This is a genomic window from Nonomuraea sp. NPDC050663, from assembly GCF_044456985.1.
In the GTDB taxonomy this organism is placed as follows: domain Bacteria; phylum Actinomycetota; class Actinomycetes; order Streptosporangiales; family Streptosporangiaceae; genus Nonomuraea.
This window is the reverse complement of sequence record NZ_JBITGL010000029.1, coordinates 64066-83626: the sequence shown is the minus strand read 5'-3', so window position 1 is coordinate 83626 and position 19561 is coordinate 64066. Positions and strand designations below refer to the sequence as shown.

Genomic DNA, 19561 nt, shown 5'->3' with positions numbered 1-19561 from the left:
GCCACCGAGATCCTGCGGCGCGGGAGCCAGGCCGAGGGCCACGTGTTCAACCTCGGCCACGGCGTGCTGCCCAGCACCGACCCCGACCAGCTCAAACGCCTGGTCGAGCTGATCCACACCGCCCCCACCTCCGACGGAGCATCCGCATGAGCACCCCGAGCAGCTCGCCCGCGCCCTCGCGGCCCCGAGCACGCGACCTGAACCAGGTCATTCGCTACACGATGTGGTCGGTCTTCCGCGCCACCACGCCCTGCCCCGATGACCAGCGTGAGGGCATGGCCGACGAGGTCGAGCACCTGCTGGAGCAGGCCGCGAGCAAGGACGTCATCACCCGCGGCGTCTATGACGTGGCGGGTTTCCGCGCCGACGCCGACTTCATGTTCTGGTGGCACGCGCCCGCCCCCGAGGACCTGCAGGACCTGTATGCCCGCTTCCGCCGTACCGGCCTGGGCCGCCACAGCGCGCCCGTCTGGTCGGCGATGGCGCTGCACCGGCCGGCCGAGTTCAACAAGTCGCACATCCCGGCCTTCCTGGCCGAGGAGGAGCCGCGCGGCTACGTGTGCGTCTACCCGTTCGTGCGCTCCCTGGAGTGGTATCTGCTCGACGACGCCGACCGCCGGCGCATGCTCGCCGAGCACGGCCAGATGGCCCGCGACTATCCCGACGTGCGCGCCAACACCGTCTCCTGCTTCGCGCTCAACGACTTCGAGTGGATGCTCGCCTTCGAGGCCGACGAGCTGCACCGCATCGTCGACCTGATGCGCCACCTGCGCGGAGCCGAGGCGCGCAAGCACACCCGCATCGAGATCCCCTTCTACACCGGCGCTCGCAAACCCCTGCCCGAGCTGCTGTCCGGCCTGCCCTAACGCCACCCAACCGTCCCGCCACCAGACCACCGATGCCGCCCAGCGTCCGACTCAGGTGAGGTGCTCGATGTCTCCGTCCCAGCAGTTTCCCCGACCGCCGTCCAGCGACGTGGCAGCCACTCCCGCCACCACGCTGACCATGCCGACCACGGCCCTGACCTCGCGCCCAGCCGTACCGCAGGCTGGAGCGCAGGCCGTACCACTGGCCGGGATGCCGTCGGCCGCGGGGCTGGTGCCCGCCCAAGCCGGGCCCACCTCCGTCCCGCCCGCAGCGCCGATCACCGCTCCGATCCTGCTCATCGGCCCCCCGCCCGAGCGGCCCATGTGGGCCCACTACGTGACCGGCTCCGGCTACGGGCTGGACGCTATGGAGGGCGCCCTGCTCACCTCGCGGCCCATGCTCACCGTCCTGCCCGCAGAACCTGAGACGACATCGACCGCCTCGGGATCGTGGGGAGTGCTGCGCCCGCTCCACGTCCCCGCGATGACCACGGCCGACATCCTCGCCGCCCTCGTCGCGCACCCGGCCATCGCGCACCCGGCCGCCGTGATCACCCTGAACGCCGCCTACCACGAGCTCGCCGGCGAGCTCGCCGCCGCGCTCGGGCTGCCCGGTCCCGGCGCCGGTGCCGCCGCGGTGCTGGCCGACCGGACCGCCACCCGCGACCGGCTCCAGCTGGCTGGCGTCCCCGTGCCGCACCTGACCACCGCGACCGGCGCCACCGCCGTGGACCTGGCCGCCACCGAGATCGGCGCCAGTTACGGCTACCCGCTCATGCTGCGCAGCCGCGAGCGCACGCCACACTCCAGCGTCCTGGTGGCCTCGCGCGCCCATATCACCGTCGGCCTGCAGCGGCTAGCCAGCTCCAGCGCCCAGGTCCTCGTCGAGGCCCACGAGCCGCCGATCATCACCGCCATCTGCGCCAGCAGCGCTGGATCCCACCACCTGATCGCCCTGGTACGGCACAGCCTGTCGGCCGACCCGACGATCGGCGCACAGGTATTCGTGGTCGACCCGGGCGACCCGCTCGCCGACCGGCCCGCCATCGCCGAGCTGGCCCAGCGGGCCCTGACCGCGCTGGAGGTCGACACCGGCCCGCACCACCTGCAGATCAGGTTGCCCGTCGACGCTCCCAGCAGTGCGCCCGTTGGTTCGCCCGCCGGACTGCACCCCGAGCCTGCGGCGAGACCGCAGGTCGAGCTGGTCGTCACCGACGTCGAACCCGGCGTCGGATCCCCCCTGATCGTCCGCCTCGTGGAGCTAGCCTGCGGGATTGATCTCACCCGCATGGCGCTGGAGCTGGCCAGCGGCGCGGACGCCACAACCGCCACCCGGCTGGCTCGATGCGGTGATGCCGGCCGGGTGGCGGCGGCAGTGTGTTCCAGCGCGGCCCCGCCCACCGCCGAGACCTTCGCCCGGCTGGCCCTGCAGCCGGGCGTCGACCGGCTGATCTGGCACCACCGACTCGACCACGTGCCCGGCGACGACTGGCCGATCGGCCTGCCGTACGGCTACGGCATCGTCTCCGGCACCGACGTCGCCGAATGCCGCGAACGCGCCCAGTTGCTGGCCTCCCAGCTGCTGGTCACGGCAGGCACGCAGGCATGAGCACGGCCTTCACCACACCAGCCGCACCCGCGCACCTGCCGGGAGGCGAGCGGCGCACCCCGGGCGAACCGGCCGTCCCGCCCGCCCTCGGCCGGGTACACGGGCGGCACGGCACGCGCCGCATCGACGGGCTGCTGTTGACGGTCACCCTGGCCGCCATGGTGCTGGTGATGGCCGACACCATCGCAGCCACCGTCATCACCCCGCTGCTGCTGGCCGATCCGCTGCCCGGCATGAGCGGGGCGATGACCGACCTGCAGTGGCTCAGCGCCGTCTACGCAGCCCCGGTCGCCGCCCTGCTCACCGTCACCGGCCGGCTGGCCGACCTGGCCGGGCGCCGCCTGGTGCTGGCAGGCGGCCTCACCTTGTTCGCCGCCGCCTCGATGGTGTTCGCGCTCGCGCCGAGCTGGCTGGTGCTGCTGGCCGCCCGCGCCGGCCAGGGCATCGGCCTGGCCGCGGTCATCCCCGCCTCGCTCGCGCTGCTGCTGGCCGACGCCGTCCCCGAGCGGCGCGGCCGGGCGATCGCGCTGTGGTCGACCGCCTCCAGCGTCGGCGCCATCATCGGCCACCTGGGCGGCGGCTGGCTCGCCCACGCCCACGGCTGGCGCGCCACCGCGGTGCCTGGCGCGGTGCTGGCGGTGGTCCTGCTCGCCGCCATCGGCCTGCTGCCCGACCGCGGCACCACCACTACCCGGCGGCTGCCCGACGTGCTCGGCGCCGCCCTGCTGGGCAGCGGACTCGGCCTGCTGGTGCTGGCCATCAGCAAGGGCGCCGCGTGGGGCTGGACCTCCAGCCGTACCGGCGGCTGCGTCCTGCTCGCCGCCACGCTGCTCACCTGGGTCGCGGTGCGCTCCCGGCATCATCCGGTGCCGATCGTGGAGCGCTCGCTGTGGCGGGTGCCGGGCCTGCGCTGGGGCTGGACCCTCAGCACGTTGTACGGCGCGGTCGGCGTCCCGATCTTGTTCTGTGCTCCGCTGTACGTGCGCGACGCCGGGCTGGACCTGGCCAGGCTCAGCCTCTACCTGGTGCCGCTGTCGGCCGCGATGGCGATCGCCTCCTGGCTGGCCGGACGCCTGACCCGCCGACTCAACCGGCGCTGGCCCGGCTACGGCGCGCTGGCCGGGGCGCTGCTGGTCGCGACCGGCTGCCTGGCGCTGGTCGCCCTCACCCCGCACCCCACCCCGGTCAGCCTGGCCTGGCTGATCGTCATCGGTGCCGGGCTGGGCCTGATGGCCGCGTGCTCGTCGATGCTCGGCGCCCTGGGCGCGCCGCCCGAGCACTACGCCAGCGCCGCCGGCGCGGGCATGACCGGCCGCATGGCCGGGGGAGCGGTCGGTGTCGCGGCCGCCTCGATCGTGCTGGAACGCCCGATCCTGAGCGGCGAGTACGGCGGCTACCTGACCCTGCTGACCGGCGTGTACGGCATCGCCTCGCTGGCCGCGGTCGGCACCCTGATGTGGCTGATGTCCAACGGCCGCGCGTCAACTCCCGCGCCCGCCGCGATCACGCAGCGCGCCGGAGCCGACCAGCGGCTGGGAGGCGGGCCGGACGCCCACAACCTCGACGAGCCGCTCCCGCCGCTGCCGCGCCGTACCCGCTGGCCGATTTCCGGCCCCCGGGAGGCTCAACGGCTGCGGCCTGCAGGCCCACGGCTTGCCCCACCACCAGCGGCTCTGGCGCTACCGGCCCCCACGCCGGAAGAGGCTGTCCTACCGGAGCGCTCTTCATTGCGCCCGGCCGGACCGCCCCCGTACGGCCTGCCCACCGGCCAGCACCTCGGCCAGAACGGCGCGCCGTACGGCGCAGCGGGCGATGCGCCTAGGCCGCGACGCCACGAGGGCACCCCGACGCACCCGGTCGCTCCCGCGCCCGCCGCCGCTGACCCGCTGATCTCGGTCGAGGCCGCCGACAACTGGCCCTGGCCCGCCACAGGTGACCCAGCGCCCCATCGCCCGCTTCGGGGGATCGAGCCCGTCACCGAACCGCTCGCGCGCATCCCGGCCCCTGCCTGGCCGGACCTGCAGGCCGGATCCCCCATCCCTCCAACCCGCCGCCAAGGATGATCATGCTGGATACCTCACCCACCTTCGTCGCCCACCAGGCCATCACGCCTCACCAGCGCAGCCCACTGCGCTTGGGCACCCGCCGCAGCCTCATGGCCACCACCCAGTCCCAGATGGTGGCCGACCACTACACCGCGCTGACCCAGCGACCGATCACCCTGGTCGGCATCGTCACCGAGGGCGACACCTCCACCCAGGCGCTCAGCCAGATCGGCGGCACCGGCGTGTTCGTCAGCGCCTTGCGCGACAAGCTGATCGCCGGGGAGGTGGACATCGCCGTCCACTCCCTCAAAGACCTGCCCACCGTGCCCGACCCGCGCTTCACCATCGCCGCCGTCCCGGCGCGCGATGACCACCGCGACGCCCTGGTCGGCCCGACCCGGTTCGCCGATCTCCCGGCCGGGGCCAAGGTCGGCACCGGCTCGCCGCGCCGGATCGCCATGCTGCGCGCTCTGCGCCCGGACCTGGACTACGTCCCGATTCGCGGCAACGCCGACACCCGCATCGGCAAGGTGCGCTCCGGCGAGCTCGACGCCGTGGTGCTGGCCGCCGCCGGGCTTGCCCGCATCGGCCGCACCGACGACATCGCCGAGATCTTCGAGGTCGAGCAGCTGCTGCCCGCCCCCGGCCAGGGCGCCCTGGCCGTGGAGTGCCTGACCTCCCGGATGGGCCTCATCCCCATGCTGCAGCTGCTGGACGATCCCGCCACCCACGCCGCGGTGAGCGCCGAGCGGGCCGTGCTGGCCACCCTGCAGCTCGGCTGCAGCTCTCCGGTCGGCGCCTACGCCACCTGCCAGAGCGGGCAGGTGCATCTCACCGCAGCCCTCGCCGAGGACGCCGATGCCACCACCGGCTTTTCCGCCGAGCCCCGCATCAGCCGGATGTCCACCCGCGGTCCGGCCGACATGGCCGCCTCCCTGGGCGCGTCCCTGGCCAGTCGTCTGACCGGAGCGCACGCATGACCGGCATCGGCTCGCCCGGGTTCCCTGCCGTACGGCCGCGCCGGCTGCGGCGTACCCCGGCGATGCGCCGCCTGGTCACCGACGTGCGACTGCACCCCGCCACCCTGATCCTGCCCCTGTTCGTCCGGGAAGGCCTGTCCGAGCCGCGTCCGGTCGGCTCCATGCCGGGTGTGCTGCAGCACACCCTCGACTCGCTGCGCAAGGCGGTCCACGAGGCCGCCCAGGCGGAGGTCGGCGGTGTGATGCTGTTCGGCATCCCCGAGCGCAAGGACGCCGAAGGGTCGGCGGCCCTAGACCCCGACGGCATCACCCAGCAGGCGCTACGCGCCGCTGTCGCCGAAGTCGGTGATGCTCTCGTGGTCGGAGCCGACACGTGCCTGGACGAGGCGACCGACCACGGCCACTGCGGCCTGCTCACCCCCGCCGGCGACGTCGACAACGACCGCACGTTGGAGCGGTATGCCGCCATGGCCGTCGCCCAGGCCGCCGCCGGCTCCCAGCTGATCGCGCCCAGCGGCATGATGGACGGCCAGGTCGGCCACATCCGGCAGGCGCTCGACGCAGCCGGGCACACCAACGTGGCCATCCTGGCCTACTCGGCGAAGTTCGCTTCCGGCTTCTACGGGCCCTTCCGCGACGCCGTCGAAACACCCAGCAACTTCGGCGACCGCAAGACCTATCAGCAGGATCCCGCGGGCTACGCGGGCGAGTCGCTGCGTGAGGCCGCCCTCGACGTGGCCGAGGGCGCCGACATCGTCATGGTCAAACCCGCCCTGCCCTATCTCGACGTCATCGGTCAGGTGCGCGCCGAGGTCGACGTGCCGGTGGCCGCCTACCAGGTCAGCGGCGAGTACGCCATGATCGAGGCCGCCGCCGCACGCGGCTGGATCGACCGCGACCGGGCCGTCCTGGAGTCCCTCACCTCGATCAGGCGCGCGGGGGCCGATCTGATCCTGACCTACTGGGCGATGGACGCGGCTGCGCTGGTGAGCCGGTCATGACCGCCCCCATTCGCACCTCCCAATCCGAGGTCCTGTTCGCCCGCGCCCACGCCGTCATCCCGGGCGGGGTCAACTCTCCGGTGCGCGCTTTCGGCGCGGTCGGCGGCACCCCGCCCTTCATGGCCTCCGGCCAGGGCCCGTACATCACCGACGTCGACGGCACCTCCTACGTGGACCTGGTCTGTGCGTGGGGACCGATGATCCTGGGACACCGCCATCCCGCCGTGGCGGCCGCTATCGCCGACACCGCCTCGCGCGGCTGGTCCTACGGTGCCCCCACCGGCGTGGAGGTCGAGCTCGCTACCGAGATCGCGGCCCGCGTGGGGCCGGTCGAACAGGTCCGTCTGGTCAGCTCGGGCACCGAGGCGACCATGACCGCCGTACGGCTGGCCCGCGCCGCCACCGGCCGCGACAAGATCGTCAAGTTCGCCGGCTGCTACCACGGGCACGCCGACGCCTTCCTCGTCGCGGCCGGATCCGGGGTGGCCACCCTCGGCCTGCCCGACAGCCCCGGCGTGCCCACCGGGGTCAGCGCCGACACCATCGTCGTGCCGTACAACACGCCCGACGCGGTGCGCGAGGCCTTCGCCCAGCACGGCGAGCAGATCGCCTGCGTGATCACCGAGGCGTGCCCGGCGAACATGGGCGTCGTCCCACCCGAGCCCGGGTTCAACGCCTTCCTGCGCGAGATCTGCACCGCGCACGGCGCCCTGCTCATCGTCGACGAGGTCCTGACGGGCTTTCGCGTGTCGAGCTCGGGCTGGTACGGCCTGGAGGCGGTCGACGCCGACCTGATGACCTTCGGCAAGGTCATCGGCGGCGGGCTGCCCGCCGCGGCGATCGGCGGCCGCGCCGACCTCATGGGGCGGCTCGCCCCGCTCGGCCCCGTCTACCAGGCAGGCACCCTGTCCGGGAACCCGCTGGCGTGCGCGGCCGGGCTGGCCACCCTGCGCCACCTCGACGCCGCCGCCTACGCCGCCATGGATGCCGCCTCGACCCTGCTGCGCCAGGCGCTCACCTCCCACCTGGCCGCCGCCGGCGTTCCCCACCGCATCCAGGCCGCGGGCAGCCTGTTCTCGCTCTTCTTCACCGACCAGCCAGACCGGCCCATCACCACCTACACCGAAGCACGGCAGCACGACGGCGCCACCTACCGGGCCTTCTTCCACGCCATGCTCGATCGCGGCGTCTACCTGCCGCCCTCGCCGCGGGAGGCGTGGATGGTGTCGGCCGCGCTCGACTCCACCGCCCTGTCACGCGTGCTGTACGCCATCCCCGCCGCCGCCACAGCCGCCGCCGCTGTCACCCGGCAACGCCACCTGCCCGGCATCCCGCCCGCGACCCGCACCGCTCCCACAGCCGCGCGGGCGCGCGGCCAGGTCTCCGGAGGTCTCCATGCCATCTGACCCCGCCGGCGCCGGACTGCCCGGGGCGTATGACGCGCTGCTGGTGCTGTCCTTCGGCGGACCCGAGGGCCCCGAGGATGTCATGCCGTTCCTGCAGAACGTCGTGCGCGGCCGCGGCGTGCCGGACGAGCGCTTGGCTGAGGTGGCCGAGCACTACCAGTCGTTCGGCGGGCGCAGCCCGATCAACGACCAGAACCGGGCCCTTGTCGCCGCGCTGCGTGACAAGCTCGACGTGCCGGTCTACTGGGGAAACCGCAACTGGCACCCCCTCGGCGAGGACACCGTCGCGCAGATGAAGGCCGACGGGATCGCCCGAGCGGCGGTCTTCACCACCTCGGCGTTCGCCGGCTACTCCTCCTGCCGCCAGTACCTGGAAGACATCGCCCGCATCGCCATCCCCGGCGGCCCCGAGCTGGTCAAGCTGCGTCACTTCGGCGATCACCCCGGGTTCGTGGAGGCGATGGCCGACCGGGTGCGCGACGCGCTCGACAAGCTCGACCTGCCCGACGGCATCTCGGCCCGGTTGGTGTTCACCGCGCACAGCATCCCGAGCGCGATGGCCGCCACCAGCCCTTACGAACAGCAGATCCGCCGCTCCGCAGCCCTGGTCAGCGACGCTCTCGGCCGCGCCGAGCCGTGGGACCTGGTCTGGCAGTCACGCAGCGGCCCGCCGTACGTGCCGTGGCTGGAGCCCGACGTGCTCGACCACCTGCGCACCCTCGACGAGCCCGTGGTGCTCGTCCCGATCGGGTTCGTCTCCGACCACATGGAGGTCGTCTACGACCTCAACACCGAGGCCCGCCAGCTCGCCGACGACCTCGGCCTGCCCATGGAGCGGGCCGCGACGGTCGGCACCCACCCGAAGTTCGTGGCCATGGTGCGCGAGTTGATGGCCGAGCTCCAGCCCGAGGCCTGCGCCCGCACCTGCTGTCCCGCCCCCGCCCGCACCGCATCGACCCGACCCGCCCACCTGGAGACATCATGAGCACGACATTCCCCCAGCCCGTGGTCTTCGAGGTGCTCAGGCACCTGGTGCTCGACCACGCCGACGACAGCCTGCTCATCGTCCAGGCGCTCGGCTCCCGGCCTGACGCGCACAGCGCCCTACCAGTCGACCTCGACGGCGCCGGCATCGAGTTCCTCGTGAACGGCAACCGCAACGGCGGCAGCGACGACGGCGGCAGCGACGGTGACCGGGTCCGTATCCCGTGGCCGCACCCGATCAGTGAGCGCTCGCAGCTCCGCACCAGCTGCATCGCCCTGTACGAGCAGGCCTGCCACACGCGGGGGATCACCCCGCGCGTCAGCGACGCCCAGGGCGCCGAATGAACACCGGGCCTGGACCCATCCCACCCGCCGAAGCAGCAGCCGGGCCAAGGGCCGCGGCAGGGGCCGGGGCGACGGCTGGCACGGTGCAGGAGCCAGCCGCCGCCCCCTACCGCGACCTGGCCACGCTGGCCATCGGCCGCATCGCCACCCGCGTGCTCGACCCCGGCGTCACCGTGGAGATCACCCCGCGCCCGCTGTGGGAAGGGCAGCGCATCGCCCTGACCGCAGCTGGCCGCGAACTGGTCACCACCAACGCCAACAAGCTGATGCGCGAGCTGCAGCTGATCGGCTGGCACGTCTCCGCCGCATCCCCACGCCCCGTTGGCGGTGGCGATCCCGGATGGGCCTGCGCCGTGGACGTGCTCGGATGGAGCGAGGAGCAGGTCACCCGGCGAGCCGAGCTGCTGCGCCAGGCCCTCACCGGCCGGCTCGCCTCCGTGTCCTTCACGCGGCGCCTGGCCGCCTACAGCGCCGCCACCCACCTCAGGCAGCTGCAGCGCCCGGTGAGTGCCGCCGACGTCGAGGCGATCACTCAGCTCACCGTGGCCGAGATCCGGGAGGCCCGGCTGCGCTGGCCGATCCGGCTGTCGGAAGTGGCCGATCTGGACCGCTGCAGCACCGTCCCGGCCCTGCAGCGGCTCCTGGCCCAGGTCACCGGTCTGGAGCAGACCGTCGCGGCTCGATGCCGCCGCCACGAGGAGGTTGCCGCCGCAGCCGCCACGGACCTGTGTGAGCTGCTGATCGCTGACCGCCACGGCGATACCGGGCGGGACCTGGGCGCGGCCATCGCCGCCGTGCTCGCCCAACCCCTTCCCGACGACACCGGCTCCCCACCCCCGGAGGCCAACCCCGTGCGCAGCGGCATGGAACGGCTGGTCGCCGCCGTCGTCGTCAACCGCTGCCCCGCCGACGCCCCGGCCGAGGTCCCGGTCGAGACGGAGGCCTCCGGCGAGCGGTCCAGCTGATGGTCGCCACCCGCGTGACCAGACCCTGATGACTCGGCTTCGCCCGCCCCCTGGGCGAGGCCTTCCCGAAGGAGGGAGCGGCCGCGGCCCCAAACCCTCCGCCTGGGCGTCCGCCGTGCCTGGCCGGCCGCGCGCGGACGCCCAGGCACCTGCCCTTCCGCATCGAGCCCAGAGAGGACCCTGCATGTGGGCATCGCTGAACGATGAGGCCCGAGCCGACATCGGCGACCTGCACGCCGAACTCGGCGCACGATTACACGACTACCTGTCCAGCGAGCTGAACGCCGACGACGCCGACCTGGCGCTGGCCTCCACCCTGCTGTCGGCCTACGCGCACGCCGATCGCCTGGCCGAACCAAGGCTGCTGCAGGCGTGGCTGTATGCGCTGGCCCGCGCGCACCGCGGGCTGCGCCGGGCCGCCAAGCCGCTCACCACCAGCTCGTGGCCGTTGGCTGCCACCCCGAACCTGGTCGCCGGCGCGCTAGCTTCGCTGGAGGCCGACCACCGCGAACTGCTGGACCTGGCCGTCCGGCACGGCCTGACTCCGGCCCAGATCGGCGTCATCTTCGAGATCGAACCGTTCGCCGTCGACGACATGATCAGCCAGGCCACCGAGCAGTTCGAGCGCTGGTACGCCGCGGTCGCTGCAGCCGACACCACCGACACCAGCACCGGCGGGCAGCTCCCGCCGGGCGCCTGCAGGGAACTGGCCGTGCTCGTGGCCGACTGGCGAGCCGCCCCGATGCGGCGCACCCGCGGCAACATCCGGCACCACGTCAACGCATGCAACACCTGCGCGGCCGTACCCGTCACCCGGTCGGCGACCGTGCTCCTGGCCAGCCTGCCCCTCCGCGAGGACGCCCCACCGCTCGATCACGCCATGTCCGAGGCCGAGCCGCTCGCCGATAATGACGAGCTGTGGCGCGCCGACGGGTTCCCCACCGTCCGGCATGCACCGATCAACGCCGCCACCGAGACGGGAATCCCGGTCGACCAGCTGACCGACCCCGTCGACCGGGCCGTCGACCACGCCGCCGGGGAGAGCGTCGGGCAGGGCGGGGGAGCGGCCGCCCGCGCCGGGGACCCGGATGCGGACGCGGAGTTCTGGAAGGACGCTGATGACCTGCCGAAGGGCGGACGGGCCTTCCTCCGCAACTTCCGGACCTCGCCCGCGGACTATCCCGCGCCCACCGCCGATGACGAGGCCCTCGCGCACAGCGCCCACGAGGCCGGGGAAGCCGCCCGGGACCGCGCCGCCGGCCGGGGCGCACTGGCTCAGCGGGGCAAGGCGCTGCTGGGCCTCGTCGCCGTCGCCGCCGTGGCGCTGCTGGCCTTCCGCGGCATGCAGACCCCCACCGTCGTACGGCAGGCCGCCGCGCCCGGCGCCGCCGTCGATTCCGGAACCGCCCTGGTCAACACGCCCTTCCCCGAGGACGGAGGGCAGGAAGGGCCGCAGGAGCCGCCCACCATCATGCTGGTGCCCGAGACGATGGCCAGCCCGTCGGCCACGCCTCCGCTGCTGGTCACCGCCCCGCCCACCGGCCAGCCCGTCGTCCCGACCAGCCAGCCCACGCAGGCGACCCCGAAGAGGCCCAAGACCAAGACCTCCGCACCGGTACCGCGCGGACCCGACCAACCACCGCTGGCCGACACCAAGCCCGACCAGCAGGACAAGCCGAAAAGCCCGGACAAGCCGCCCAGCCAGCCCGGCCAGGAGTCCAACCCGCCGGCAGCGGCCCAGAAGCAGCTCCCGCCCCCGGCGGCGCCGACCGCGACCATCAGCGGCCTGGTCCTGGGCACCAGCCGATCCGGGTCGCTGTCGCTGCAGTGCCCCGGCGCCACCTGCCACATCACCGCGGCCTCAGCCAGCCACAGCCAGGTCAGCGTGTCCGGCGCCTCCGTCTCCGTCTCCGCGCCTTCGATCAAGCCGATGTGCACCGACGAACGCGACAGCACCACGGTCACTGTGCAGTGGAGCGGCACCGCCACCGGCGACGGCGTCACCACCGAAGGGACCACCACCGGGGGAGGCACCCTGACGGCGACCGTGTCCTGGACTGTCCAGGCCGACAAGGGCAAGGCCTACAACCTCAACGGCCAGATCGTCTACGCCAACTGCAGCCAGTACGGCAACCCCACCTCGCAGGAAGGCTGACCATGAGCGTGTTCACACGTCTGTCCCGCCGCGCCCGGATCGGTGCGGTGTCCGGCATCGCGGCGTTGTGCCTGATCGGCGGCCCGCTCTACGCTCTGGCCGAGAACGGCACGATCTCCGGCACGCTGACCGGCGCCGAATCCAGCGACACCTCCGGCAGCTCCGGCACCTCGGGCAGCTCGGGCAGCTCGGGCGGCAAGAAGCCGCCGGAGGGCACCCCGCCCGACCCTCCCCAGGGCGCGGAGCCGGGCGCGCCGGGCCAGGTCGACGGTGAAGCGTCCGACGGCCCCGGCGCCCTTCCCAATGTTCCGCACACGCCCGCCCTCACCGACAAATCCAAGCGGCATTTCTGCCTGACCTCGACCGGCGGCTGGAGCGAGGAGCCCGACGACGTCGTCGACTGCGGCAAGGACAGGCTGGTCGTCTGCCAGTGGCAGACGACCACGTCCCAGTGGGCGTGCACGGTGGGCGGACAGCCGGTGTTGGCGCCGGCGGCGTTCTGTACGGCGGAGCCGGGCCGGTGGCCGTGCGCGGGGCAGGCCAGCACACCACCGGCGTCCGCCGGGCCCGCGCCGACGGCCGTACCGGTGCCGAGCGTGGCGCCCTCGGCCACCGGGCAGCCGCTGCCCACCGCCGTACCGCCCACCGCCTCCACGCCGGCCACCCCGCTCCCGTCACCCAGCCCCACACCCTCGACCTCGCCCAGCGCCGCGGCGTTGGCCGAACCTGCGGCGCTGCCCGCGGTCGTCGAGGCGATCGGCGCCGCCCGCGCCAAGCAGATGGGCATCTGGGTGGAATCCGACCTCGCCCCCGCCTACCTGCGCGGCCCAGCCACCTTCAAGACCGCCGTCGCCCGGCTGGCCGCGGCAGCCAAGCAGCCCGGCGTGAGCGGGGTGAAGTTCGCCGCCTCGCTCGGCTTCACCGGCTTTCGCAGCAGCGGCCAGGTGACCGACTTCCTCCAGAAGGCGCACGCCGCGCTGACCGCCGCCCTTCCCCAGCACCGGCTGGCCGTCGAGGTGGTCGTGCCCGAGCTCGGCTGCGGCCACAACGCCTCCTGCATCACCACCATGCGGGCCACGTATCCGCTGATCACCGCCACGAAGCTCCTCCAGCGCAAGAACGGGCAGATCGTGGGCGGCTACCTGGCCGCCGTACGGCTGGACCGCATCTACGTCGCCTCCGGCCTGTTCGCCTCCACCTACGCCAAATACAAGATCAGCTTCGGTGGTAAGCCGGTCACTCCCAGCCAGGCGCAATGGCTGGCCATCCACGCCCGCGGATGGGGCAACCTGGCCTCCATCGGCTCACGCGAGTACGGCCTAGCCCACGCCGGAAGCACCTCGAACTGGAGCAACGCCACGATCAAGGCGCTGATCCGCGACCGCGTCACCCATCCGATCCGCCAGCGCGGCCTGCAGTCGGTGACAATCTGGGGCCACAAGGCCGCCGACGGCTCCGGCGCGCTCTACCGGGTGCTGAACGAGGGCCTGGCCGCCAACGCGCTCTGGCAGGCGCTGCTCAAGGCGAGCCACCGCGCGACCCTGTCGGTGCTGTTCGTCCCGACCGCCACCGAGCACAGCATCGCCGGTGACATCGACGCGCTGTCCACCGGCTTCGGGGAGATCTTCATCGTGACCTAACCAGCGACCTGACCAGCGGCCTGATCAGGCACGACCCAAGACGAGGGTCTCGAAGCCGGCCACCCCCAACTCCAGGACGCCCTGCCTGGATGGCCGGTTTCGAGACCCTTTGGTGTGCCTGGCCGGGGCCTTCGTTCCGACCGTCACGAGCTCAGCTGATGGGGGGCTCCTGCGGAGCGCACTGCCCAGTGAGCGGCTCGATGCCTGAACCCGGCCCACACGGGTCGACGGGCGGCAGTTCCGGACCGGTCGTCGGCATCGTCACCTCAGGATCCTCGGCCCCGCGATTTGGCTTGTCGGGGAGCGAGACCGGTGGCTCCTGCGGCGAGCGCTCCGAATCGCCGGACGAATCCGGGGCCGACGACCCGGTCGGAGTGGATGTCGACGACGACGGGGAGGCCGTGGAAGAAGGCGTTGCAGCGGGTGTGGCGGTCGGGCGCGGGCGCGTGGTGACAGAGAAGTTCACGCTGCCCCGGGCGGTCGACGTGGGTGAGGTCGCGGTGGTAGCGGCGGCAGTGGGGACAGCCGGGCTGTCGGGCCGACTGACGCCCCACAGGATCGCCCCAGCGGCCACGGTGACGACCGCTGCAGCTCCAGCGATCAGTCTCCAAGGCAGCTGGGCGCGTTCGGGCCCCTCGGACCCCTCGACGTCATCGCCGTCCCAGAAGTCGTCGTCGGCACGCAGCGGGGCTGCCGGGTCGTGCCACAGGCGCCCCGCAGTAGGTAAGGCCGGGCCAGGGACACCGCCCTGAATGTCCTGGACATCCTGATCACCCTGACGGTCCTGGTCGTTCTGGTCGTCATCGTCGAGGTGTGGGAGCGACGGCCAGGCTCGATGATCGGGCTCCATGGGATAGCCGCCGTCGAGCTGGCGGAAGCCGCTCGGGCCGGCGTAGCCGCTGTACGGCGACCCGGTCAGCGGCGACGATTCACGATCGGGACCTCGATCGGGCTCATGATCAGGCATCGGCACATCCCGTCACACGACGCTGTCTGTTGCACTCCTCTCACTGTAGGACGAAATGTGATCTTTGGGATGCGGTTTGTAGCTGCCGATGCTGCGCATCCCGCCGTACCGGGCGAGGCCCTGCGTCTGCCGCAGAACGGGCTGCGGTGGTGCGGCGTTTCGTCGCCCGCCGGCAGCAGCGAGCTCGTGCGACGAGTCCACTCGTGGGATGCCGCAGAGGGGCGCGCCTGCCGTGCGCTGCTTGATCGACCCGCCCCGCCGCATCGGACAGCTGCCATCCTCTACTCGCACTTGCAGTACTACAGGTCTGGCATGCCTGGCGGGCGCGGGGGCACGCCGATCCGGATAGTCAAGGTGCCGACGACATGGACCTCTCGATCATCGAGCGCGGGCAGCAGAGCCGAGGCGAGGACGTTGGTCCAGTCGATCAGCAGAGCGTCGCCGGGCTGATAGCGGGCCAAGAGCGCATCGATGTGCGTGATCAGCAGGGCTCGGGCACCGGCCCGGAGTTCGTCGGCCTCACAACGCATGCGCTCCACCGCACAGGGAGCTTGTCATGCCGCAGGGCGCCGTCGAAGAGTGCCGCGTCTTTCCAGCGGTTAACGTGATCGCTGTGGAACCCGAAGCATGGGCTGCCTGGGCCGCCGCAGCGATCGCGTTACTCGCCCTCTACTTCTCCGCCGTCGCCGCGCGGTCGGCGAAACGCTCCGCCAACCGGGCTGATGAGGTGGCAGAGATCGAGCACCGACGGTTCATGGCCGAGGCGCAAAAGCGCCATGAAGAGCTCACGCCCCAGCGCCCCGAGATGCTGGTGACGCACTTCGACAACGACTCCCGGCTTTTTGCCCGCATCACGGTCGCGCGCCCGTACAGGGTGGAGATCCACATGGCGAACAGCACCGATCCCGACGGCGGCGCATTCGACTACCCCCACGACGCGGAGGTCCTAGCCGAAGGGTGGATCGGGCCAGGCTCCCCGGACGTCGAGCTCCTGGAGTGGGATCCCTTGCTCTTCGATCAAGCCTTGCTGGTGGCGTTTTCCCCGTATGAGCCTGAATGGGCATGCCCCTGTCCGATCCCGCAGCGCCCATCCCATTGGATGTGGTCGATCCAGGCCAAGCCGCCGCCAGAGCTCTTCGCGGACGTCGACGACGTCGGCCACGACGACTTCGACTAGAACGCCGCGGCGACCGCATCCCGAATGCTCCCGGGCACGCGCGGGTAGCCACCTCCGTCCAGCGGCCAAGGTAGGGCGGCAGGTCTTCAGAGTTGGGCCGACATCCCGGAAACGATGAGTGCGTCTTCGCGTTCAAGGCTGAGACGGGTAGGACAGGAGGCGATCACACAACGTGCTGAGCGGCTCGGCGTCGCCTTCTGGCGCTGATGCTCCCAGAATCAGCGCCATTGCCCCCGTGGCCAATATCTCGGCCAGGCGCTCCATGCTCCGGTCGAAGGATTGGGGTGAGGAAAGGTAGTGAAGGACGAGCCCTTCCTCGATGGCGGTCATCATCGCCACGAACTCCGCCATGGGGACATCGGGACGCAGCGCTCGTCGGCTGCCGTTGAGGACGGCCTCGTAGACCACGCTCCACCAGTCTCGAGCCGCCTGATAGAAGGGCCTCAGGGCGGCTCGATGCGCCGGGGCGATCGGGTGCGTGGCGCACAGCACTAGCTTGATCCGGAACGACGTCGCTTGTGTCAGTGCCTGGATGTCGAGCAGGGCGGCATGTCGTGCGGTGGCCGAGAACGAGGGAGCCGTTCGCAGGTTCGCCGTGGCCTTTTCCGCGACCTGCTGGTGGCGCACCCATTGGGCCGGATGGAGCGCCCAGGCGAACAGGTCGGCGTAGTAGTCGCCCATCGTCGCCCACCGATCTTCAAACAAGCCCTTCGATGCTCGTAAGCCTGTGACCATGTTGTACTTCTTGATCAGCTGGGCGCGGCTCGGCCAGGTGAACGTCAACCCGTAGCTGTCCTGAGCCAGGGCCTGTCCGATGAGGTCAAGCCCGACGCCGAGCAGGAGCAGAGTGTCGTGTTGTCCTTGCTGTGTTCCAGGACGACGAAGGTGCGTCACGGCCGCCATGGCATCGGTCGAGCTCATGACGGGAGTGTCCGCCAGCAGTTGGTGACGGGCCAGTCACCCATCCGGTTTACCTCGCTGCCGCATCCATGCAGTGCTGCAGGAGCGTGAGCGATTCGGTAGCTTCCGGGGCCGAGAAGGGAGTCCTACATGCGTGCATCTCAGCGATCCGATCACTCCGAGGAGGGAACATCATGCACGCGAGAAGCCTCATCCCAACCCTACTCAGCCTCATCGCGATCATCGCCGCTGGCGTGGCGTTCGCAGGCGTGCTCAAGACTCAGGTCTCTGAGCCCATCGGCATCCTCAACATGTCGGAAGGGTCCGGGTCGAAGGACGATTGCAAAGGTTGCGAGCCTACCGTGGTGATCATGTTTGAGGACGACGTCATCGAGGTCGACTCGCCGAAGTCCGAGCCGGAAGAACGCGAGCCCAGCAAGGGGGACTACGCGGACGCGAAAATCTCAGGAGGCAATGGGGGAGCCGACCGCCCCTCCCCTCAGCCTTCCACCGCTTCGCCGTTGATCACTCCCAGCAAGGTCCCTGTGGCCCAGCACTGCCTTCAGGCAGGAGAGCAGGCGTTCCAGAAGTGCACCCGTTCGACCGGCCGGTGGTGTGATGCCGCTGGAGCGTTGGCCGGCGCCGGGGTCAAGGAGAAAACCGACTCCTCGCACTGGGCCGACGCGGCGGCCGCTCTCACCAAAGCGATCTGTGGGGAGGCCACTGACGCGCTGAAGTGCGAGAAGGAGGCCAAGGCCGCGGTGAACGCATGCGCCAAGGAAACCCCGTGAGGTTGATGTGCCGTCGCCGGAAGACGACGGCACATCAACATGACAGCCCCCACTGGGGAGCTGAAGGCATGAACAGGCGATCGGCTGCGATGTCACGTCCCTAAGGCTTTGGACGCAGAACTTTCGGGGCTGAATAGCGATGCTGGGATCCGCGGCCAGAGCCTCCCAGCGTAGAAGTGACGGTCCCGACGCGGAATGTAACGATTCGAGTGCGGGTGGAGGCGTGCGGTGGGACGGGTGCGGCCCGGGGTGCTCATCATCCCTGTATGGACATGCGGAACTGGTTGCGACGCTGGCGTCGTTCCTGGCTGGGTGACCGGCTGGAGTCCTTGACGCGGCCGCCCCTGACCTCGTTGACCTCGTTGACCCCTTTGGCTTCCTCAAGAGCGGTCCCGTGGCGCTCGGCGGTGGAGTCGTTCGCTGTACGGCGGCTCTACGACGACTACGGTACGCAGGTCTAAAAGATCGCCGCCGACCCGGCGTTCGCCGCGGCGGTCGCCACCCTCACCCGCTCCACGCACGAGGAACTGCGGGATTGCCCTGACTTCCCCGACTCCTCAGTGCACGACCCCGCTGCCATGCACGCCTATCTGCTGGGCTTCGCCCATGGCGTGCTGCACCGCCTGCTGCACCGCACGCTCCAGGCCGAACTTGGCCAGGGCCAAGAAGCCGACGCCCCGGTCGAGATCGCCCTCGACCTCGGCGTGCTGTTCCAGCTCGGCTTCGACGCCGGGCTGATCAAGATGACATCTGCGGCCGCCGATGTATGACGGCCCCACCGTGAACTTCGACCGCGTGAACAGCGAGGACTTGCCGTGGTGCTCGCGCTGCGGCGGCCGGGTCCTGATGTGCCTGGATCTGCGAGCGGCCGGTCACGCCGTGATCGAACTGTGCGTGGCCTGCGATCAGGACCGACCGCCGGTGGCGACATGGCTGAACTACCTGGCCGCCAGGCAAGGCCCGCCAGATCACCTCGCCCGAGCACCTGGAAGAGGTCAGAACGCTGTGGGCGGCGTGCTTGACCGACGTCCTGCCGCGGCTGGTGGTGCCACCCTCGCGGTTGAACTGACCCCTCGCGCTCGCGGTGTGCGGCTCCGAAGGGGTCACGCGCATCATGATCGACCAGGCTGAGGCGCGGGAACAGCGCCCTTTGGAAGAGAACGAGATCCGGGAACTGCGCGCCGCGGTCGGCCTGGAAGACAGGGAAAGCTCCTGACCCCTCTCGTCCTCCAGAGCTGCAATAGGCGCGGGGTGCGCACACTGGAACCGGCCAGCGCATTGTGGGCGAGACACAATTGACCATTTCCGCCTCAAAGCCCCCGCCCTCCTTCTACAGTGACAGAACGACCTTCCGCCCACGATGGGCAAGGAGGTCGAGGCTGCAGTTGGGGCTGCCGACGACATGGGACGCCGATCATGATCGGCGCTTCATCATCCTGTCCGGTATGGCCTCAAGGAGAGCTGCCATGAAGAAGGCATTCGCGCTGGCCGTCGCCACCGCCACTACCCTGCTCACAATCGGCGTTATCGCGCCGAGCTCGGCATCGGCCTGCTGCGGCGGCTACGGCGGCTGGAGTCACAGCCTCGTCTACGACCTCGACTGATCCCCACGACAGCGCGTCGAAGGCCTCGCCAGGGATGGGCACCCTGGCGAGGCCTTCGCGTTGTCGTCGCGATGAGGATGGGTGGTCACCTGCTGGTCCAGCCGGACGCGCCATCTCCAGGGGCCC

At 71.3% G+C, this 19561-nt stretch carries 17 protein-coding genes and 1 pseudogene; 16 read left to right on the top strand and 2 right to left on the bottom strand.

Annotated features, from left to right (window positions below; all coding sequences use genetic code 11):
- The 12 genes and pseudogenes from ACIBH1_RS47030 to ACIBH1_RS46975 all read left to right on the top strand — a co-directional run.
- On the top strand, positions 1-150 hold a 150-nt coding region (locus ACIBH1_RS47030), incomplete at its 5' end, for a uroporphyrinogen decarboxylase family protein (RefSeq protein WP_397320645.1).
- Entirely contained in the window at positions 147-866 is a 720-nt protein-coding gene (hemQ, locus tag ACIBH1_RS47025; protein ID WP_397320642.1) for a hydrogen peroxide-dependent heme synthase, read from the top strand. The genes ACIBH1_RS47030 and hemQ, both read left to right, overlap by 4 nt.
- Before the next feature lie 109 nt (positions 867-975).
- Complete coding sequence (locus tag ACIBH1_RS47020; protein ID WP_397320641.1) at positions 976-2475, top strand: acetyl-CoA carboxylase biotin carboxylase subunit family protein; 1500 nt, start codon at positions 976-978, stop codon at positions 2473-2475.
- Positions 2472-4538 (top strand): MFS transporter, encoded by a 2067-nt coding sequence (locus ACIBH1_RS47015; RefSeq protein ID WP_397320640.1) that lies wholly within the window; start codon positions 2472-2474, stop codon positions 4536-4538. Before ACIBH1_RS47020 ends, ACIBH1_RS47015 begins: the two co-directional genes overlap by 4 nt.
- Before the next feature lie 2 nt (positions 4539-4540).
- Positions 4541-5500: a hydroxymethylbilane synthase gene (gene hemC / locus ACIBH1_RS47010; RefSeq protein ID WP_397320639.1), complete on the top strand. Its 960-nt coding sequence runs from the start codon at positions 4541-4543 to the stop codon at positions 5498-5500.
- Positions 5497-6501 carry a porphobilinogen synthase gene (gene hemB, locus ACIBH1_RS47005; RefSeq protein ID WP_397320638.1) on the top strand — a complete coding sequence of 335 codons (1005 nt, stop codon included), beginning with the start codon at positions 5497-5499 and terminating at the stop codon, positions 6499-6501. The genes hemC and hemB overlap by 4 nt, the downstream gene beginning before the upstream one ends.
- Positions 6498-7805, top strand: a pseudogene (gene hemL, locus ACIBH1_RS47000) (glutamate-1-semialdehyde 2,1-aminomutase); the annotation flags it as partial. The gene hemB and the pseudogene hemL, both read left to right, overlap by 4 nt.
- A 91-nt stretch (positions 7806-7896) precedes the next feature.
- Positions 7897-8892, top strand: a complete 996-nt coding sequence (locus tag ACIBH1_RS46995) for a ferrochelatase (protein WP_397320637.1) — start codon at positions 7897-7899, stop codon at positions 8890-8892.
- The gene (locus ACIBH1_RS46990) at positions 8889-9236 is read left to right on the top strand and encodes a DUF2470 domain-containing protein (RefSeq protein ID WP_397320636.1); all 348 of its coding nucleotides are present in this window, start codon (positions 8889-8891) and stop codon (positions 9234-9236) included. The genes ACIBH1_RS46995 and ACIBH1_RS46990 overlap by 4 nt, the downstream gene beginning before the upstream one ends.
- Positions 9237-9319: 83 nt before the next feature.
- Positions 9320-10201: a hypothetical protein gene (locus ACIBH1_RS46985; RefSeq protein WP_397320635.1), complete on the top strand. Its 882-nt coding sequence runs from the start codon at positions 9320-9322 to the stop codon at positions 10199-10201.
- 184 nt (positions 10202-10385) lie between these two features.
- A complete protein-coding gene (locus ACIBH1_RS46980) occupies positions 10386-12356 on the top strand; it encodes a hypothetical protein (RefSeq protein WP_397320634.1) in 1971 nt (656 codons plus the stop codon).
- A 2-nt stretch (positions 12357-12358) separates the two neighbouring features.
- Positions 12359-13996: a hypothetical protein gene (locus ACIBH1_RS46975; RefSeq protein ID WP_397320633.1), complete on the top strand. Its 1638-nt coding sequence runs from the start codon at positions 12359-12361 to the stop codon at positions 13994-13996.
- 1266 nt (positions 13997-15262) lie between these two features.
- On the opposite strand, the gene ACIBH1_RS46970 is transcribed toward ACIBH1_RS46975, so the two are convergent.
- Entirely contained in the window at positions 15263-15502 is a 240-nt protein-coding gene (locus ACIBH1_RS46970; protein WP_397320632.1) for a hypothetical protein, read from the bottom strand.
- Between the two features lie 17 nt (positions 15503-15519).
- On the opposite strand from ACIBH1_RS46970, the gene ACIBH1_RS46965 reads away from it, so the two are divergent.
- Positions 15520-16140, top strand: coding sequence for a hypothetical protein (locus ACIBH1_RS46965; RefSeq protein WP_397320631.1), 621 nt, complete (start codon positions 15520-15522; stop codon positions 16138-16140).
- A 132-nt stretch (positions 16141-16272) separates the two neighbouring features.
- Here the strand turns inward: ACIBH1_RS46965 and ACIBH1_RS46960 are convergent, their stop codons facing one another.
- Complete coding sequence (locus tag ACIBH1_RS46960; RefSeq protein WP_397320630.1) at positions 16273-17061, bottom strand: hypothetical protein; 789 nt, start codon at positions 17059-17061, stop codon at positions 16273-16275.
- A gap of 173 nt (positions 17062-17234) precedes the next feature.
- Here ACIBH1_RS46960 and ACIBH1_RS46955 point away from each other — a divergent pair, with 173 nt between their 5' ends.
- The 3 genes from ACIBH1_RS46955 (at position 17235) to ACIBH1_RS46945 (ending at position 19435) form a co-directional block, all read left to right on the top strand.
- Entirely contained in the window at positions 17235-17831 is a 597-nt protein-coding gene (locus tag ACIBH1_RS46955) for a hypothetical protein (protein WP_397320629.1), read from the top strand.
- Positions 17832-18409: 578 nt separating this feature from the next.
- Positions 18410-18601 carry a hypothetical protein gene (locus ACIBH1_RS46950; RefSeq protein WP_397320628.1) on the top strand — a complete coding sequence of 64 codons (192 nt, stop codon included), beginning with the start codon at positions 18410-18412 and terminating at the stop codon, positions 18599-18601.
- 696 nt (positions 18602-19297) lie between these two features.
- A complete protein-coding gene (locus ACIBH1_RS46945) occupies positions 19298-19435 on the top strand; it encodes a hypothetical protein (RefSeq protein WP_397320627.1) in 138 nt (45 codons plus the stop codon).
- Positions 19436-19561 lie beyond the last annotated feature (126 nt).

Excerpts from the sequence above, each read along its gene's own strand:
- ACIBH1_RS46990 (WP_397320636.1), top strand. The coding sequence starts at position 8,889 with ATGAGCACGACATTCCCCCAGCCCGTGGTCTTCGAGGTGCTCAGGCAC.
- hemQ (WP_397320642.1), top strand. The coding sequence starts at position 147 with ATGAGCACCCCGAGCAGCTCGCCCGCGCCCTCGCGGCCCCGAGCACGC.
- ACIBH1_RS46945 (WP_397320627.1), top strand. The coding sequence starts at position 19,298 with ATGAAGAAGGCATTCGCGCTGGCCGTCGCCACCGCCACTACCCTGCTC.
- ACIBH1_RS47015 (WP_397320640.1), top strand. The coding sequence starts at position 2,472 with ATGAGCACGGCCTTCACCACACCAGCCGCACCCGCGCACCTGCCGGGA.
- ACIBH1_RS46950 (WP_397320628.1), top strand. The coding sequence starts at position 18,410 with ATGCACGCCTATCTGCTGGGCTTCGCCCATGGCGTGCTGCACCGCCTG.
- ACIBH1_RS46995 (WP_397320637.1), top strand. The coding sequence starts at position 7,897 with ATGCCATCTGACCCCGCCGGCGCCGGACTGCCCGGGGCGTATGACGCG.
- ACIBH1_RS46980 (WP_397320634.1), top strand. The coding sequence starts at position 10,386 with ATGTGGGCATCGCTGAACGATGAGGCCCGAGCCGACATCGGCGACCTG.
- ACIBH1_RS46975 (WP_397320633.1), top strand. The coding sequence starts at position 12,359 with ATGAGCGTGTTCACACGTCTGTCCCGCCGCGCCCGGATCGGTGCGGTG.
- ACIBH1_RS46960 (WP_397320630.1), bottom strand. The coding sequence starts at position 17,061 with ATGAGCTCGACCGATGCCATGGCGGCCGTGACGCACCTTCGTCGTCCT.
- ACIBH1_RS46965 (WP_397320631.1), top strand. The coding sequence starts at position 15,520 with ATGCCGCAGGGCGCCGTCGAAGAGTGCCGCGTCTTTCCAGCGGTTAAC.
- hemC (WP_397320639.1), top strand. The coding sequence starts at position 4,541 with ATGCTGGATACCTCACCCACCTTCGTCGCCCACCAGGCCATCACGCCT.
- ACIBH1_RS46955 (WP_397320629.1), top strand. The coding sequence starts at position 17,235 with ATGCACGCGAGAAGCCTCATCCCAACCCTACTCAGCCTCATCGCGATC.
- hemB (WP_397320638.1), top strand. The coding sequence starts at position 5,497 with ATGACCGGCATCGGCTCGCCCGGGTTCCCTGCCGTACGGCCGCGCCGG.